Source organism: Cohnella baijiui, from assembly GCF_020731285.1.
Taxonomy (GTDB): domain Bacteria; phylum Bacillota; class Bacilli; order Paenibacillales; family Paenibacillaceae; genus Cohnella.
Map to the genome: position 1 here is coordinate 398,374 of NZ_JAJFOW010000002.1, position 17,926 is coordinate 416,299.

Here is a 17,926-nt window from a genome sequence, read left to right on the forward strand (position 1 = left end):
TCGAACGAAGATGACTGCGTACGGTACCAACTAGAACGGTTCGACGTTACCTTCAACATTTACGGCCACTGCCACTTATCTGCTAACATTCCCTGTGACAGTCACGCTTGCACCGGCCTGATTGACGATATCGAAGCCGCCCTTGTAGGTACCGCCGATAAACCTTGCGCTGGCGATCCCGGACGCCACGTAAGCATCGCTTGACGTGATGATCGGCGAGACGATATTATCGATCCGCCCCCCCCCTCCATATAGCTTAAAGTTGCGATCAGAGCCCGGCCCCGGCAAATAATATTGCTGAATCACGCTCGTACCTCCCCAAAGCTCGAACGGAGCAACCGGTTTGCTGTTCGGATCGCCTCCCAAGGAATTGAACAATCGGAACGTACCCGAATGGCTTGAGCCGACATATACGTATCCTCGTGTGCTGTCCGTACCCCCGGTGTAAAAAATGCCACCGATCATATCCACGCCTTTCGTTCCGGACTCATCGACCTGCACGCCCATTCTCTGGGAATCGAGTCCCGGCAAGTAAACGATGGCGTTCGTTTTGCCTGTCCCCTGGGCCTCCGTCCGAAACCCCGTATCACCTCCGAAAGTGAACAACGAGAGGGCATGCTCGTTCCCTGTCTCCCCAAGGGTGAACGATCCAAGATTCTGCATCATATACTGATAGATCGTCGAAAACCAGTCCCCCTGCGGGCTGCCGATGAATGGCGAACGGAACCAATAGTGCGGGTTCATATGAATATTTTCCAACCAGCCTTCAGTCGGGCTTTTGCCAGCGTATATGCCTTGTTTAAGGAAGGTGCCATGAACTCCGCTAATATAGTGATTGTCGGCGTTATTCGTCAACCCGAAATCGATCCCTTGGTAAGCGTTGCTGAACGTCACGTTGATGACGTAATCATTCGAGCCGTTGCTGCGAATCGCCCACGGATAGGCGCTTATATTCGTGTAATCTTGTTCGGGGTAGTGAATGGTCAATCCCCTTACCCCGCTATTGGCCGCAAGCGTAATGAAAGGCGTGCCGGATGCGTTGCCTTTGCCTGCGGTCGAAAACAGCACCGATCCTTCTGCGAGCGTATGATGCGCCGTGTCGAACACGCCGCGAAGCTCGACGTTCGACGGAACGCTCAGCGTGCCGCTGACCAAGTACTTGCTCGGAGGCACATACACCGTTCCTCCCCCAGCCGACGACGCTGCATTCAGCGCGTTCTGGATGGCCGACATGTCGTCTGTCGTGCCGTCTCCGACCGCATTGTACGGGGAAGACTTGATGTTGTAGAAATTGGAATTCGGCGGTTTCGGCATCGACGGACGGTATATGTGACTAGAATAAGAACGCGCGTCGAAGCTGAATCCGGTATGGTCGATTTGCAAATAGGTACTGTTCAGACCGCTGGTGTTGTCGATTTGAGGACTGCCGTTGAAGGAGTTCCCCATGACAGTCGCGGATTTGAGACCGCTCGCCAGCAGGATGGCCTTGGCGTTTTTGGAGAAAGTGCTGCCCGCCACGGACAAGCTTCCGTCCTTCGCCTCGATGGCATATGTTCCGCCGGAATACCCCCAGTCGTCGAACGTAACGTTCTGAAGGGATATTGTGCCCGTACCCTCTTTCAACACGGCAGTTTGGGGGGATCCCCCAACAACGCTATTGCTGATTCCAAGGTAATTGGCATAATGGGGTGTCACCTTGACCGCAATCGGGTTCGTACCGCTTGATGCTTTAATAGACGAATCGCTGATCGTGTATCCCGAGACATTGGCATAATCGGCCAGCACACCGATATTCCCTTCGGCAATGTCCAGCTTCGCCATATTAACTGTTCCGCCGGCCTGCCCTCCGTAGGACGAGAATTCAAAGGCGAGATTGACGCCGATTTTGAATGAGCGCAATGTCACATCGTACACATTGCCGAAATCGACCCGCCCGATCCGCAGCCCTTCCGCATTGGCGACCATGTAGTTTTTCAATGCCGTCAAATCCGCTGGAGAAGAAGGGGACCCTGCCAGTCCGGAAGCGCTCCAGTAATCGGGCTTGAATTTCACGTTTTCAATGCGGGATACGTCAGAGATGAATCCCTGTTCGATGCCCTTGTGCAAAATCGTACCGTACACGTTATGAATATACTCCAGCTCATTCCAGTTGGGTCCCAGTTTGATTCCATTATAAGAGTTGACCAGTGTGACGTTTTCCACCGCCGCATTATCATGGAACAGTACCTGAATCGTCCACGGAAATGCCTGCACGTTGCTCATGCTTTGCTCCGGATACCAGATCGAAACATTCGTGAGTGCCGAGCTGCCGTACATCGAGATGAACGAAACGCCATTTTCGTTTCCTTTATTTTCGTATGCTTTCAATATCGTACCTTGGCCAAGCCCGCCGCTGTCGGGATTTTTCCAGTCGCCGCGCAAGGTTACTCCCAAAGGAATGTAAAGATGTCCCTTGATCGCATACTGACCGGCCGGAGCGAAGACGACGCCGCCCCCGTTCTGGTCCGCCGCGAACAGCGCTTGTTGAAACGCGACAGTGTCATCCGTCGTCCCATCTCTGACGGCGCCGAAATTCATGACGTTGTAAGAGGCGATCGGCACATCTTCAGTAGGGAAAGTCGTGGTCACGACGGCGGGCGTCCCTGCCGCATAACCCGCCAAAGGCTCTTTCGCCATTAGCGCGAAGATCGCGTTATTCCTGTACATCTCCTGATTGATCGCCGGATTGCCTCCGGAATAGCCCGTCGCTCTTACCGTACCGGAGCCGTTCGTGATCGTGACATTGTCCAAATACCCTGTCGTGAAGTCGTTCCCCATGTTCGTTTCATTGGCAACGATCCATTTGGAGACCGTTTTCCCGACCAGGGAAGCGGGAATTTTGATTTTGCGGTGATACCACCGGTTTGCCGTATAGCGAAGCAGGTCGGTCGACGGGTGAGCGCTCAACCCGTGCTGGTCGTAAGCGCCGGAATCTCGCAATGTCGAACCGTCTGTAAACTGAAGATCGGCGGCAAAACCCGGTCTATAGGTAAAATCGATATGACTGACGTCGTACTCGAAATAGTCGTCGCTTTGGATCGTATAAGCTTGATCTGAAAATGCCCAGTACGAGTACTTGTTCGAATAGGAGCCGAAAGGGGTGAAATCCGGCTCGGCCGCCATTTGGGTCGTAAACCCGAGAACATCACCCGAAGGACTTCCCGTAGCGTCCGCATAGGACACCGCCGTCAAGGTGCCCGTAGCGTTGCTGGTCAGCGCCGAGACGTTAAGCGAAGGCGCCCCATCCGCATAGGCGGACAGCTTGGTTGTTCCAGATCCGTTCGTTACTATGACATTATCATATATGGCCAAATAGGATGTGTTCGCGTCGTCGTTCTCCCCGCCCAGCATCCAGTAACTGATTGTTTTTCCGACCATAGACGAAGGAACCTGCAGCTTGCGATGCAACCATGTGCCCGCGGCATACCGACTAATGTCGGTCGACGGATGACCGCCATTGCCGAGCTGATCCATCCATCCGGCAGCGTCTCGGAACGCGGTACCGTCCGTATTGACAATGTCGATGCCACCAGCTCCATAAGCAAGCGAATCGTTTAGCAGGACATCGTATTCAATGTAATCGGATGCTGTAAAAACATAGGAATTCGCGCCAGCGTTTGAAAACTTGAGATAACTATACTTGTTTGTTCCCGTCGTTGAATTATTCGTTACTTTATAATGCAAGACATCTCCGGATGGCAACCCCTTCGTAAAGGAAGCTTGCAAACCCTCGAATTTAACCGCCGCGATGCCATTCGAATTCAGGACGTTCTGAAAAGGAATGGGTCCGTTACCGTAGGCTGTCAATTTCACCGTCCCGCTCCCGTTCGTGAGCGTCACATTATCGTAGTATGCCGAATATACGTCGTTCGGAATGCTGTTATGTCCGTATAACGACCAGCTTTCGATCGTCTTGCCGACCACGCTCGCCGGGAGTTTAAGCTTGCGGTGATACCATTGGTTTGCGGCATTCTTGATCGAATTGGTCGCGCTTCCGCCTATCCCGTTCTGATCGTAATATCCGGAAGCATCGCTTAACCAGGACCCGTCGGTGAACTTAATATCGACAGCTCCGGCAGAGTTCGGCGCCCCATCCAGCTTGACATCATATTCCAAATAGTCGCCGGAAGCAATAGTCGTGCTCGCTACGGAAAGCTTAACACGCACATATTTATCGTAGTTTCCGGTATCTGTCGCGTCGTTAACGACCGTAAGTTTCAGCACGTCTCCCATTGGAGCGGCAGCAGCCTGCGGAGTCGCTCCCGGCAAAATCAGAAACCCGCTATAAATCATCTCCATACACAATACCACCGCCATGATCCAGCTTATTTTTTTCTTCACTGTACACCTATCCCATCTGTATAGAATATAAGGCATAGGGCGTTACACCTGAGGAAAATTGGTGTTTAAGACTTGATAGCCCCGGAGGACAAGCCTTGAATGTAATATTTCTGCATGAAGAAAAAGACCAGGATGACGGGAGCGATGGAAATAAGCGAACCGGCCATCAGCACGTTCCATTGACGGAACACGCCGGAGTCAAGCAACATAACCGCCAACGGAAGCGTAAATAAATCTTTGTTCGTCAACATGACCATGGGCAGAACGAGCGTATTCCACGAGCCGAGAAAATTCATGATTGTGATGGTCGCAACGGCGGGAAGCGATAGCGGGAAATAAATTCGCCACCAGATCCGAAACAACCCCGAGCCTTCCAGCTTAGCCGACTCGTAGATCTCATGCGGAATCGAATGGAAATAGTTGCGAAACAGAAACATGGCGAATGGTCCCGCACCGTTAACCATAGGTAAAATGAGTCCGAGATGCGAGTTCAGAATACCCAAGTAATATTCCGTCAAATAGAGCGGGATCAAAATCGTAATGCCCGGAACAAACATCATCGCCAGAAATCCATAAAATATGGCGGTTTTGCCGGGAAAGTCGAGCTTCGCGAACGCAAAAGCTCCGAGCGAATAAATGAAATTCACGCCAATCAAGGTGAAGAAAGTAACGTTTACGCTATTCGTAAAGTATTTGAAGAACTTCAGTTTGTTCCAGACGTCGACGAAAATTCCCCAATGCCAAGTTTCCGAAGGAAAGAGAGAGTACGATTGCATCACTTCCTGACTGTTCTTCAGCGATGCTCCGATCATCCAAAGAAGCGGATATAAGCATATAGCGGACCAGACGATAAGAACGGCCATAATCGTTATTTGTTTGAGCGATTTGTTTGACATGAACCGTCCTCCTTTACGTTTTGCTACGCAGAGCTTTTAGACTGATTAACGAGAACAGGAAGGTAACGAGGAATACGGTCCATCCCATGGCATTCGCCCTGCTTAATTTGCCCGATGCAAAAGCGTCCTGATAAACAAGCACGTTGACGACCTGTGTCGATCCCGCCGGTCCGCCCTTGGTCATGAGCCATATATTATCGAAGATTTGCATCGCCCCGTTAATCGTCATAATGACGGCGATCGCGGTAATCGGGCGAAGCACCGGCCAAGTAATGTGCAGCAGCTTTTGAAGTGCAGTCGCGCCGTCGATGTCGGCCGATTCGTAAAGATGGGTATCGACGGACTGCAGTCCTGCTACGTACAAAATGAGCGTCGCAGGAATGGCTCCCCAGCACGTTTGCGCGATGATCGCGGGCAGCGCGGTATTGATTTCCCCAAGCCAGCCGTTTTTCGCCACGAGCGCGTCCAGCCCGAAGGCGGACAACGTCGTATTCAGCGCGCCCGCCGGGTCATAAATGCCCTGCCATACATAAAAAATGGCCACGGACGCAGTCACCATAGGGATAAGAAAAATCGTCCGGAATCCCTTCGCGAACCATCTGATGTTTTGCAGCAAAACGGCAAGCACAAGGGAAAGCGGAATGACGATCACGATGAGAGATGCAGCGATGATCAAATTGTTCTTGATCGCGCTAAAGAACATGCCGGTCGCGACCGAATCTCCGCCCCATAAAAAATCCTTGAAATTATCGAACCCGGCGAATTTGGCAGAAGAGATCAGCGAGCCCGCATTCACGTGTTGAAAAGCTATCCAAATCGAAAACAGAAGCGTGACCAATCCGACCATTAGATATAAAAGGATTGCCGGCGCGATCATCGCATACCCGGCGACCATTTCTTTTCTTTTGTTCATTTACTAGCACCTACTCTAGGAGAGAAATCAGGTGGAGGGAAATTAAGCCCTCCACCTGCATTGCTTTATTTTTTTTCGTTCGCTTTCTCTTTTGCCACCGTACCGTCGAATGACTTCGCCGCATCTTCGGCTGTGAGGGAACCGAGTAGCACTTTCTGCTTCAGCTCGTGGAACTTTCTCCACTCCGGATTCGTGAATACTTTGTCGCGAATCGGTCCATTCTGGGACCACCAGTTGTCTTCCATCGATAACGAAGACAGCATCGATTCGATTGCCGGATGCAGCTTCGATTTGTCCTGCACGTTAACGGACGGAATGTCGAATGCCGCGTTCGCATAGAGTACCATTCCTTCTTCGGAAGTAAGGAACTTAACGAAGTCGACTGCTTCTTTCACATGCTTTTTCTTGTTGTTGACGATCAGTTGCACAAGTCCGAACGGAACCGCGGTAACGTCCGGTTTCACCGAACCGGCGTAAGCAGGCACGCGAAAACTGATTACGTCTTCCGACTTCATGCCCAACGCCGAGAAATTCGCGAACGTGAACGTTCCGCCCAGCGAATAGGCCGCGTCTCCGCGGGCAAAGAGCTGATCCGACTGGTCGATGTCGAGATTGACCATACCATCGGGGAATAACTTCGCTTTCGCCAGATCTTCGATGAATTTGAGCTGTTGGAGATGTTGCTGGTCTGACATATTGCCTTCGCGATTCATCAGCTTTGTAAAGCTTTCTTCCCCGTTTTTCATGTAATCCTGGAAATTGGCCATCCAGTTCTCGTAGACGGAATCCGTCTTGCCGGAGAAGACGAAGCCGGCTTTTCCCGTTTTTTCCTTGACCATCTTCATCCGTTCGATCCACTCTTCGACGGTTGCCGGAGCGTCGGTCGGGACGCCCGCTTCTTTGAGCAGCTTGGCATTTCCATAGATGGTGTAGAACGTTCCTACGTCGATCGGCAGGCCGAAAATCTCATCCACCTTGCGGTCTTTCAGCCATTGGCTTATCTTTTCATCCTTTTGCCATTCATCGATATTTGCTTGGGCAACTGTTTGTCCGGCTAACGCGGACGGGAAGAAGCTGTTTTTCCATTCGGGATTCGCGTTTAACTCCTGACTCCATTCGTAAGCGGTTCCATCAAATGACCCGGCAGCCGGACCGTTCCAGTACAAGTACAAGTCGGGCAAATCGTTCACCGTGGCGGCAGCTTGGACCTTCTGGTTGTACGCGTCGTCCGGAGTAATGATTTGGGTCTCCACCGTAACGTCCGTTCTTTTCTTGAATTCATCTGCAACCGCTTTGAATCCAGGGTCGAATGCAACCTTGAATCCCCACATCGTCAATTTGACATCACTTTTAGGATTCACATTTTCAGTATTGTTTTCCGATTTTTCCGAATTTTCTGTATTTTCAGATCCTGCATTCGCTGCCTTCTTTTCTCCGCAAGCCGCTAAAGTAAACACCAGGATAAAACAAAGCGCAATCGTGATCCATTTGAACTGAGTTCCTGATTTCTTCAACTTTTGCCACCCCTTCGTTTTTCACTATGATGTCGTTTTGTTTTGTTGTTAGCCAAATTATATAACGCTTACAATCGGAAAGTCTTCGTTTCATATCCCTTTTTGGTATCCAATATCACGGCTTGTTGATAACTAGAGATGCGCAAAATTGACTTAGACTGACGCCCGTCATTTTTTTAAACATTTTCCCGAACGCGTGAACGTCGCCGTAGCCGACTTTCTCAGCAATTTCGCCTATCGACAGCCCGGTGTTCAACGCCAATTGCTTTGCCCTCTCGACACGAAGCAAGCGAATGTGCTCGAACGGAGTAACGCCGAACTGCCGCCTGTATTGCTCAACTAGATGATTGCGGCTGTATCCGGAAACCCTCTCTAGCTCTTCAAGAGAAATGTTGCGTGTAAAATGTTCGATCAAGTACCGCTGAATTTGAACCAAATTTGCTTTTGTCTTCAAAACTTTATGGGACAGATCATTACCAACAGCTGCCTTCTGGATCAATTGTCCCAATATCTGTAAAAGGAGCCCTTGGGACATCATACGATCTCCGAGCTCAGTACTATGGTATATGGCGGGAATTTGCATCAATTGCTGTTCAACCAGATGATGCTTGAAATTGCCAAGATTGTTGGGCAGAAGCTCGCTCAGCGGCAGCTCTGCCGTGCCGAAATGAAACACGATGGAGACGCAAATATACGGTTCGCCGGGAATTGTCCGAACAGCATGAACCTGTTGCGGGTAATATAGCGCCAAGTCGCCTTTAGTCGCGACGATACGCTGACCTCCGATCTCGTACTCCGCTGTTCCCTCCACAACATATTGAAACTGGTATTGTGACTGCTTACGCGGCTGGTGCGACCACCCCGGCTCAGCATTAAAAACGTGTGCCAGTGTAATATAAGGCGGGAAATACATCTCTCTCAGATAGGGAATCGTATCCTCCGGCTGCAGCGTTTCAAGCCAGACCGTCTGTTTCAGCGTTTCCTTTTCCTTATCTCCGAGTGAGGAGCGCCGGTGTTTCTTTGATGTCATTCCAAATTCCCCCTCATTTGAATGATCGTCCTCTATCACGGTAAAAATAAAAACCCTTCGTTAGAAGAGTTTCGTTCGAATCATCATATCCAATGGTTTCGCCAAATCGCAAACGGATTGGGATAGACAGCCATATTGTACCATACAAATCAACGAATACGAGTATTCAATATTAAACCTGCGTATTAACCTTCGCAGTCCAATTTAATATCCAAATGCCACTCGATTGTTTGATCCGGATCAATCCGAAGCAATTCCTTCATGATCGGACAGCACACAATTCGTCTTATGAAGGACATTCAATAATGGCTCGGGCATAGCCATTATTCTACGACGGCTAACATTTATGCTCATCTTGACTACAGTTCAAAGATTTTGTCGGCGCAAGTCATGAGCAACACCTTACAAATCCCAACATGCAAAAAGCTCCTGAACCGTCACAAGGACAGATTCAAGAGCTCGTTCATTCTTAGGTGGTGCGGTCGAGAGGACTCGAACCTCCACGGTATTGCTACCACTGGAACCTGAATCCAGCGCGTCTGCCAATTCCGCCACGACCGCATGCCGCGAGTCCCGGTTGTTACCGTTCCTCTTTGCGACGACAAGGGATATCATACCGAATGCCGAAGCAATTGTAAAGCTGTTTTTCGCTTTCCTTAAAAATGTGCAAATCCGCCGCGTTAATGGGCGTGCGAGCCGGGCTTGCGATCGCTCTCCTCCCCGCCCGAGGCCCCCATCCGGTATTCGAGCGGCGTCATGCCGACCATCCGCTTGAACAGCTTTTGAAAATAAATCTTGTCTCCGTAGCCGACGAGATGCGCGATCTCGTACACCTTCAGGCCGGGATGATCGCGGAGGAACTGCTTGGCTTTGCCGATGCGCACCCGGTTGAGGTAATCGGTGATCGTCTCCCCCCGTTCCCGGCTGAACAGCTTGCTGATGTAGCTGGCGTTGAAGCCGACCTGATCCGCGATGTAGGTCAGATCGATGTCCCGATGATACGATTGGTCGATCAGCTTGCGGATTCGCTCCGTCGTTGCGTTTTCGGCCGGCCGCGGCGCGGCGGCGGTTGGCGCGGCGGCACCTTCGCCCGCGGTGCCGGTCGCGGTAGGCTTGCGCGCCGCGCAGCGGTCCAGCAGGCGGAACACTTCGACTTTGTCCATCGGCTTCAGCAGATAGTCGGTCGCGCCCGCGCGCATCGCCCGCCGCGCGTATTCGAAGTCGTTGTAGCCGCTCAGCATGATGATGCACAGGTCCGGCAGCCGGGCCTTGGCCTGCTCGATGAACTGGAGACCGTCCATCATCGGCATTTCGATATCGGTGATGACGACGTCCAGATCGTCAGGCCCCATCCCCGAGATTTGCACCATCGCCTCCAGCCCGTTGGCATGCTGCCCCGCGATCTCGAGCCCGCCCGGGTATTTGGACAGAATCTTCGCGATGCCGAGCCGGATATGCGCCTCGTCGTCGATGACCATAACCTTCAACATGGCTCCGTCTCCTCCTTTTCTCGGATCGCGGGCAGCCGGATCGAGACGACGGTCCCTTCGCCCGCCCGACTCTCGATGTGGAGGCCGTACGCCTCCCCGTACTGCAGCTTGATCCGCTCGTGCACGTTGCGCAAGCCGATGCCTCGCCCCGGTGCCGCGAGCGCCCGATGACCGGCCACATGCTCGCGCAGCGCCTTCAGCCGTTCCTCGTCCATGCCCGCTCCGTCGTCCGCGACGGTGAACACGACGTCCATCCCTTCGTGCCGGACGTCGATCCGCAGCGTGCCTCCCTCCAGCTTGTGCTTGAACCCGTGATGAATCGCGTTCTCGACGATCGGCTGGAACATCAGTTTGACGCAGCCGAGCGCGCGATCCCGCTCCGGGATGTCGACGACCAGGCGATACCGGTTCGAGAACCGCATGTTCTGCAGCGCCAGATAATTGTTCAGGTGATCCAGCTCTTGGCCGACGGTCGCGAGCTGCTCCTCGTGGTTGACACCGTACCGCAGCAGCTTGCCGAGCGTGAACGTCATCTCCGCCACTTCCTCGTCGTCGTTCAGCTCGGCCCGCATCCGGATCATCTCGAGCGTATTGTAGATGAAGTGGGGATTGATCTGGCTCTGCAGCGCCGCATACTCCGCTTCTTTCTTGCGGGTCTGGGTCAGCTTCACTTCTTCCAGGAGGTCGCGGACGCGGGTCACCATGATGTTGAAGTGGCGGCCGAGCATTCCGACTTCGTCCCGGTACTTTTGATTGAAGCTGACGTTCAGGTTACCGGTTTGCACTTCCTGCATGAGCGTCTTGATCTTGCTAAGCGGACGAGTAAGCGCATACGAGATGGCGATGGCGATCGCGAGCGCGATCGTCACGAACACGCCGGACGTGAGCAGCGTCGCATAACGGGTCGCGGCCGCCTGGCGGGTCGCTTCCTCCAGCGGAATGTAGACGAACATCTTCCAGCGCGTCAACGACGACTTGGCGTAGGTGCAGATGTAGTCCCTGCCCTCGATCCGGATCGGAAAGGCGCCCCGGTCCCCCGTCGCTTGGCGAATCGACTCGGCGCCGGACAGATCCTGCGTCGTCAGCGCGCCGTCGCTGTCGTACACGACTTTGTTGTTCGCGTCCACGAGGATCGTCTTTCCCTTCGTGACCGCGTCCACGTCCCGGATTTGCCGGCTGATGGCGGATACGTTCGTATCGAACGCGATGAAGCCGATCGGATGGAAATCGGTCTTGACGCTCTTCAACTGCCGGATAACGGAGAAGGCGTAGTACGCCTCCTTGTCCGTCGTTACCTCCTGCGTGCTGACGAGCATCGGCCGGCCGTCCCCCGCTTTCGCGATGTCCGCCCACTCGCCCGACACCTGCTCGAGATTGCTGCGTTTGCCGCCGGACTTGATATTGTAGTCGATATGCCCGTAATTGTCGAACACGTAGACCGACACCGTGTCCGGCTTGATTTTGTTCAGGTTTCTGATATACAGGTCCATCCCCTGCGACTTGGCGAGCGTGGTGTCCGGATCGGCCAGCCACTCGAGGAATTCCTGGTTGTACAGCGGCATCGCCGACATGTTGAACAGGTCCGTCACGTAGTCGTCGAGATGCAGCACCATCTTGGACGTAATTTCGGTGGCGTAGGCGGTCGTGTTCGCTTTGATCGAGCGCGTGTACGCGTTCGAGGAGGCGTAACTGATCATGACCAGCGGGAGGCAGACGAGCGCCAGAAAGACGACCAGCAGCTTCTGCTGCATGTTCAGGTTGGCGAAGGAAACCCACAATCCCTCGAACACCCGTCTCGCCGCTCTCCCCGCGCTTCCCCGCATGCCCGTTCCCCCTGTTGTCCGCCTTTCGAAGTATCGTTATTTTACTGCACCGGTCGCGATTCCGGCAAACACGTACTTCTGGAAGAACAGGTAGACGATGACGATCGGCACCATGATGAGCAGAATCGCGGCCGACATCATCTCCCATTCGGTGCTGCGCTCCGACGAGAAATTCATCAGGCTGGTCGAAACGACGGTCAGCTTTTGCGCGGGCATGTACAAGTACGGGATGAACATGTCGTTGTAGATGTCGATTGTCTTGATAATGATGATCGTGGCCGTAGCCGGCGTGAGCAGCGGGAAGATGATCGTCCGGTAGATGCGGAACAGGGACGCTCCTTCCATCATCGCCGCCTCGTCCAGCTCCTTCGGAATGTTGTTCAAAAATTGCAGGTAGATGAAGATCTGCAGTACGTTCGTTCCGAGGTGAAGCACGATCGAAGCCCACAGCGTGTTGTAAAGGTGAAGGTGATGGATGACCGTAAACGTCGCGACCTGCGTCGTGATCGTCGGCACGAACGAGACGGCGATATAGGCGCCCATCACGGCTTTCTTCAGCTTGAAGTCGAAGCGGCCGAGGATGTAGGCGACCATCGTGCCGAGCGCCACGTTGCCGATGACGGCGACGACGATGATGATCAGCGTGTTCCGGTAGGCGCGGTCCAGATGGGCCCGGCCGACGACGGAGATGAAATTGTCGAAGTTAAACAGGTTTTCCGGCAGCTTGAAGACGCTCGTCTGGGCAAATTCCTGCTTCGTCTTGAGGGCGTTCAGCACGAGAATGTACGGCGGGAAGACGATGATCGCGACGGCGACCCACAGGATCGCGTGCTTCAGCAGCGACAGCGGCGTAAACTTGCGCGCGCTCATTGACCCCACCTCCTCGTGACCATTCTCTGGATGCTCAGGACGACGATGACCGCCGCGATCAAGGTGATACTCATCGCCGAAGCCATGCCGAAGTTGTTGAAGTGGAACGCCGTCTCGACGGTCTTCGTCAGGAACGTATCGCTCGCGCCGAGCGGGCCGCCCTTGGTCAGAATAAACGGCAAATCGAAGATTTCGAGCGTCCCGATAATCGTCAGGAACAGGTTCAGCTCGATGACCTTGGTGATGTTCGGCAGGATGACGTGGAAGATCGTCTGGCGCCGCGTAGCGCCGTCGATAAGGGAAGCCTCGACGATCTCGGACGACACCGACTGCAGCGCGGCCAAGTAGATGACCATGTTGAGCCCCATGAACTTCCACAGCGTAATGAAGCCCAGGACGTGGTTGACCGCCCCCGGCGAGCCGAACCAGCTGATGGCCAGCGAGTCGAGCCCCATCGTCCGCAGCAGCGTATTGAGCGACCCGTATTCGGAATTGAACACGTAGTTGAACATATAAGCGACGGCGACGCCGTTCATAATATAAGGCATGAACAGCATGACGCGGTACGCGTTGCGACCTCTCAGCCGGGAATTGAGCAGCAGCGCGAAGAACAAGCCGAGTCCGTTCTGGATCAGTCCCCAGAGCAGGTAGACCAAGTTGTGCAAGAAAGTCTGCCAGATCTCCTTGTTGGAGAACACTTCCTTATAGTTGCTAAGCCCCGCCCACGTCTTCTCCGGGCTGAAGCCGTCCCACGTCATCAAGCTGAGATATACCAGGTAAGCCGCCGGATAAAGGGCGAATACCGCCAGCAGGGCGATCGGGACGAGCAGGAACAACAGGATGAGAATTCGTTTTTGCAAGGCGTAGGACATGTTGCCCACCGCTTCCACTCCTTTCGTGCTGCTGCAAGTAAAAACGGCTTTGCCGTCTTCCTAGACGGCGACACGTTTTTATCGTCGGTCATACAGAAATGGAAAGATGTGAAAACTTACAAATTCTGTATGACTAGCAAAGACGACAAAATGGACGATCCGCGGGACCGGTCATCCATTTTGTCGGTCTGTAGGTCCGCGCTCGGCGCGGATGGATCTAACTCACTTGCCCAGCGCCGTTTTGGCGTTTTTCCACTTCTTGTTGTAGCCGTCGAAGACGTCCTGCATTTTGCCGACCGTCACTTCCTGGATGAACTTGAACGGGTTGAACTGCATTTTGTTCTCGACCGCGGTGACGTCTTCGCTGACGGATTGCGCCTCCAGCATGGTCGGCTTGTAGCTCATGAAATCCGTAATTTGCTTCAGGCTTTGCTCCTGATCTTTAAGCGGCGAGATGATTTTGTGATCGGCGTAGTCGCCCGACTCCTCGATCATGAACTTGACGAACGCCTTGGCGAGCTCCTTGTTTTTGCTGGTCGAGCTGACCGCGTACGCCCAGTCGTTGCGCATCATGCCTTTGTACGTGCCGCTGTTGTCGTAGGGGAGCGGAACGAAGCCGATGTCGTCGAGCGAAAGACCGTTGCTCTCGAGGTTCGAGATCGCCCAGTTGCCGATGTACATCATCGCAGCTTTGCCGGTGGCGAGATCTTTTTGCGTTTGATCCCAAGTGGCCGAGAAGACGTCCTTCTCCAAATAACCCTTGTCGTAAAGCTGCTTCAGGATGCCGAGACCTTGTCCGTACGCGTTGTCCGTCGTGAACGGCGTATCCGTCTTGATTTTGTCGTTGCGCAGATTCGTGCTGCCGTAGATGAACTCGGCCGGGTCGGTCCAGTATTGGAGCGTCCAGGCGTCTTTGAACGCGGTGGCCATCGGAACGATGCCCGCGGCTTTGAGCTTTTCGGCGTCGGCGAACAGCTCGTCGAGCGTCTTCGGCGGTTCGGCGATGCCGGCTTTTTCGAACGCCTTCTTATTGTAAAGCAAGCCGTTGATCGCCACTTGCTGCGTAATGCCGTACAGCTTGCCTTCGTAGGAGTTGTATTCCTTGAAGTAAATCTTGTCGTTCAAGCCCAGATCGTCGAGCGGCTCGTAAAATTTCGGCAGGTCCGGCTTCGTCGTCTCGACGAGGGACAGCACGTCCGGCAGCTCGTTGGCGGCCATCCGCACGCGGATCGTCTGCTCGTAATCCTTCAGCCCTTCGATCTTGACCTCGGTGCCCGGGTATTTCGCCTGGAACGCATCGACGTACTTCTTCAGGTCGGTATCGACCAGCTCGGTGCGGTGCGTCGCCCACGTGATCGAGCCCTTGAGCGCGGAACCGCCGCCTTGGGCGCCTCCCGTTTCGGCGGACGCCGTAGGCGAAGCCGATGCCGATGCCGACGGCGAATTCGCCGCGTTGTCGTCCTTCCCGCCGCACCCCGCCAACAATCCCGTGCCGAGCGTCAACGCCATTCCGATAGCTGCATGTCTTTTGTTCATCTCTCTGATCCTCCCCAGTTGCGAAGCTGATTGGCTTAAAGCAATCATATGTAAAATAAAATCACATTCAAATGGCCTCATTTTGTTTTTGTTAGCTATTTTTTGTCTCTTGGATTTCGGCTAACCGTTTTCATTTCCGATGGGTTCGCTTTCATTTTTTTCTGAAAATCGTGCAACCGGATACACTCGAAATTTCATGTCACTATTTGTAACTCAAAGGGGCAGAATCACGACAGAGGTGTCTCCAATCGCGTCCCCCGCTTAGTTTATCACAGGATCGAACTCGCCATCGCATCGCCGGACATCGCTTAAACGCATTCTTTCGAACTTTATTCCGTTTTGGAATAAAGGTGGTATAATGAACTGGAGGAACAAGGAGGGCATACAAGATGAATGCAACGTGGAAATTAACGGGCTCGATATTCCTCGCCTTTTTGAAAATGGGACCCTTCACCTTCGGGGGAGGCTACGCGCTCATCCCCGTGATCGAACGCGAAGTCGTCGAGAAAAAGAAATGGCTGCCCCCCGAGGAGATCGCCGACATTTGGGCGATTTCCGGGTCGGTGCCCGGCGCCGTCGCGGCCAATTCTGCGGCGATGATCGGCTATCGGATCGCCGGCCTTCGCGGCTCGCTCGCCGCGCTGTTCGGCATGCTGTTCCCCTCTTTCTGCCTGATGATCGCCCTTTCCGTCTTTTACGTCCAATTCAAAGACAATGCCAAAGTCGAAGCCGCCTTCACGGCGATCCGGGCGACCGTCGCCGCATTGATCGTCTATGGCGCCATCCGGATTTGCCGCACTTCGATCGTCGACTTCGCCACCGGCGCCATTGCCGCCGTCGGGCTGCTGCTGCTGTTCGCCCGGCTCCATCCGCTGCTCATCATCGTCTTCGGCGCAATCGCCGGGATCGCCGTCGTGAAGCTGCGGGACCGCTTCGGCAAGCCTACCAAACCGTTGGACGAGATGCCCGCGCCGGACTATATGATATAATTTGTACGAACGGAGAATCGCGATGCTCTTTTCCCTTTTCGTTACCTTTTTCCTGGCGGGCCTCGTCTCGTTCGGCGGCGGCTACGCGATGATTCCGCTGCTTCATCGGGAAGCGGTCGTTCGCCATCTGTGGATGGGCGCGGACCGGTTCTCCGACTTGGTGGCGGTCGCCGGCATGTCCCCCGGTCCGATCGCGACCAATCTCGCAGTGGCGGTCGGCTACCACACCAAAGGCTTGGCCGGGTCGGCCGTCGCCGCGCTGGCAATCGTCCTGCCCTCGTTCGTCCTGATCGTGGCCGCCGGCCGAATGTTTTCTCGGCTGCGGCATCAACGGATGTCCAAAGCGGCGTTTTACGGCCTTCGGCCCGCCGTCTTCGGCCTGATCGTCTTCGCGGCCGTTTCGTTTGCCGGGCAAGCCGGCTTGTTTGACGGTTTCACCGCGTTCGCGAACAGCCAGCTGCTGATTTTCGCCGGCTCGTTGTGCGCCCTGATCTTTTTGCATAAGCATCCGTTTTCGGTGCTGATCCTGTCGGGCTTGGTCGGCATCGCGGTCTACAGCTAAGCCGGACGAATCCGACTTCCCGCCGCTAGGAGATGAATACAAGTGAATTCAAACTTGCCGATCCGATCTTGCTGCTCCGCCAGCCGTCCGCCCGAGCTCGGGGACGCCATCCCGGAGCTCCCTCTTACACCAACTCTCTTCACGATTGCCGGGAAGCCCGGACCGGAGGGAGTCCATCGGATGATCGATCTGCCCGGCGGGACGTTTACGATGGGGACAAGCGCGTCGGAGGGGTACCCGGCCGACGGCGAAGGTCCTGCCCGGAGCGTCAGGGTCGATCCCTTTCGGATTTCCGCCTGTGCGGTGACGAATGCGCAGTTTCGGGCATTTGCGGAGGCGACCGGATACGTCACCGAAGCGGAACGGTTCGGATGGTCGTTCGTGTTCCACCTGTTCATCCCCGATTCGGCGATGCGGGAGCCGGGCCGGGTGCCGAGCCAGGCGCCTTGGTGGCACGCGGTCGACGGCGCCTGCTGGTTCCGGCCGGAGGGACCCGGCAGCGGAATCGCGGACCGGATGGACCACCCCGTCGTCCACGTCTCCTGGAACGACGCCGCCGCCTATTGCCGCTGGACCGGGCAGCGGCTGCCGACCGAGGCCGAGTGGGAATTCGCGGCGAGAGGCGGACTGTCCGGCAAAACCTATCCTTGGGGCGATCTGCTGAAGCCGGACGGAGAACACCGCTGCAACATCTGGCAGGGCAAGTTCCCCGTCAAGAACAACGCCGCCGACGGGTACGCCGGCACGGCTCCAGTCGACGCCTACGCGCCCAACGGGTACGGCTTGTACAATATGGTCGGCAACGTGTGGGAATGGTGCGCGGATTGGTTCTCGCCCGCCTATCATGCGTCGACGGGCCGGGCGAATCCGAGATTCGACCGGCCTACGGGCGTCCGATCGACGCGGGGCGGCTCTTATTTGTGCCACCGCTCCTACTGCAACCGATACCGGGTCGCCGCCCGAAGCTCGAACACCCCCGACAGCTCCACCGGCAATTGCGGATTCCGCGTCGCGGAATCGGTGAAATAAATCGCGGGACCCATGGAAAAGG

Annotated in this window: 13 protein-coding genes and 1 tRNA gene; 3 read left to right on the forward strand and 11 right to left on the reverse strand. The window is 54.6% G+C overall.

Annotated elements, in window-relative coordinates; translation table 11 throughout:
- Positions 1-75: 75 nt before the first annotated feature.
- The 11 genes from LKX83_RS34220 to LKX83_RS03520 form a co-directional block, all read right to left on the reverse strand.
- The gene (locus LKX83_RS34220) at positions 76-4,380 is read right to left on the reverse strand and encodes a glycoside hydrolase family 55 protein (RefSeq protein ID WP_227880774.1); all 4,305 of its coding nucleotides are present in this window, start codon (positions 4,378-4,380) and stop codon (positions 76-78) included.
- Between the two features lie 65 nt (positions 4,381-4,445).
- Complete coding sequence (locus LKX83_RS03475) at positions 4,446-5,276, reverse strand: carbohydrate ABC transporter permease (protein ID WP_227880775.1); 831 nt, start codon at positions 5,274-5,276, stop codon at positions 4,446-4,448.
- A gap of 13 nt (positions 5,277-5,289) precedes the next feature.
- Positions 5,290-6,189, reverse strand: coding sequence for a carbohydrate ABC transporter permease (locus LKX83_RS03480; protein ID WP_227880776.1), 900 nt, complete (start codon positions 6,187-6,189; stop codon positions 5,290-5,292).
- A gap of 65 nt (positions 6,190-6,254) precedes the next feature.
- The gene (locus tag LKX83_RS03485) at positions 6,255-7,703 is read right to left on the reverse strand and encodes an ABC transporter substrate-binding protein (RefSeq protein WP_227880777.1); all 1,449 of its coding nucleotides are present in this window, start codon (positions 7,701-7,703) and stop codon (positions 6,255-6,257) included.
- Between the two features lie 115 nt (positions 7,704-7,818).
- The gene (locus LKX83_RS03490; protein WP_227880778.1) at positions 7,819-8,733 is read right to left on the reverse strand and encodes an AraC family transcriptional regulator; all 915 of its coding nucleotides are present in this window, start codon (positions 8,731-8,733) and stop codon (positions 7,819-7,821) included.
- Positions 8,734-9,207: 474 nt separating this feature from the next.
- Positions 9,208-9,294: transfer RNA gene (locus LKX83_RS03495), tRNA-Leu, on the reverse strand.
- A gap of 119 nt (positions 9,295-9,413) precedes the next feature.
- Entirely contained in the window at positions 9,414-10,223 is an 810-nt protein-coding gene (locus LKX83_RS03500; protein ID WP_227880779.1) for a response regulator transcription factor, read from the reverse strand.
- Entirely contained in the window at positions 10,217-12,046 is a 1,830-nt protein-coding gene (locus tag LKX83_RS03505) for a cache domain-containing sensor histidine kinase (RefSeq protein ID WP_227880780.1), read from the reverse strand. The genes LKX83_RS03500 and LKX83_RS03505 overlap by 7 nt, the downstream gene beginning before the upstream one ends.
- Before the next feature lie 36 nt (positions 12,047-12,082).
- Positions 12,083-12,916 (reverse strand): carbohydrate ABC transporter permease, encoded by an 834-nt coding sequence (locus LKX83_RS03510; RefSeq protein ID WP_227880781.1) that lies wholly within the window; start codon positions 12,914-12,916, stop codon positions 12,083-12,085.
- Positions 12,913-13,788, reverse strand: coding sequence for a carbohydrate ABC transporter permease (locus LKX83_RS03515; RefSeq protein WP_227880820.1), 876 nt, complete (start codon positions 13,786-13,788; stop codon positions 12,913-12,915). The genes LKX83_RS03510 and LKX83_RS03515 overlap by 4 nt, the downstream gene beginning before the upstream one ends.
- A gap of 222 nt (positions 13,789-14,010) precedes the next feature.
- On the reverse strand, positions 14,011-15,324 hold the full coding sequence (locus LKX83_RS03520) for an ABC transporter substrate-binding protein (RefSeq protein ID WP_227880782.1): 1,314 nt from the start codon (positions 15,322-15,324) through the stop codon (positions 14,011-14,013).
- Positions 15,325-15,713: 389 nt separating this feature from the next.
- Here LKX83_RS03520 and LKX83_RS03525 point away from each other — a divergent pair, with 389 nt between their 5' ends.
- From LKX83_RS03525 to LKX83_RS03535, 3 genes are all read left to right on the forward strand, one after another.
- Positions 15,714-16,313 (forward strand): chromate transporter, encoded by a 600-nt coding sequence (locus tag LKX83_RS03525; protein WP_227880783.1) that lies wholly within the window; start codon positions 15,714-15,716, stop codon positions 16,311-16,313.
- 22 nt (positions 16,314-16,335) lie between these two features.
- Entirely contained in the window at positions 16,336-16,875 is a 540-nt protein-coding gene (locus LKX83_RS03530) for a chromate transporter (protein WP_227880784.1), read from the forward strand.
- A gap of 180 nt (positions 16,876-17,055) precedes the next feature.
- Positions 17,056-17,904 (forward strand): formylglycine-generating enzyme family protein, encoded by an 849-nt coding sequence (locus tag LKX83_RS03535; RefSeq protein WP_255654293.1) that lies wholly within the window; start codon positions 17,056-17,058, stop codon positions 17,902-17,904.
- The last annotated feature ends 22 nt before the right edge of the window (positions 17,905-17,926 follow it).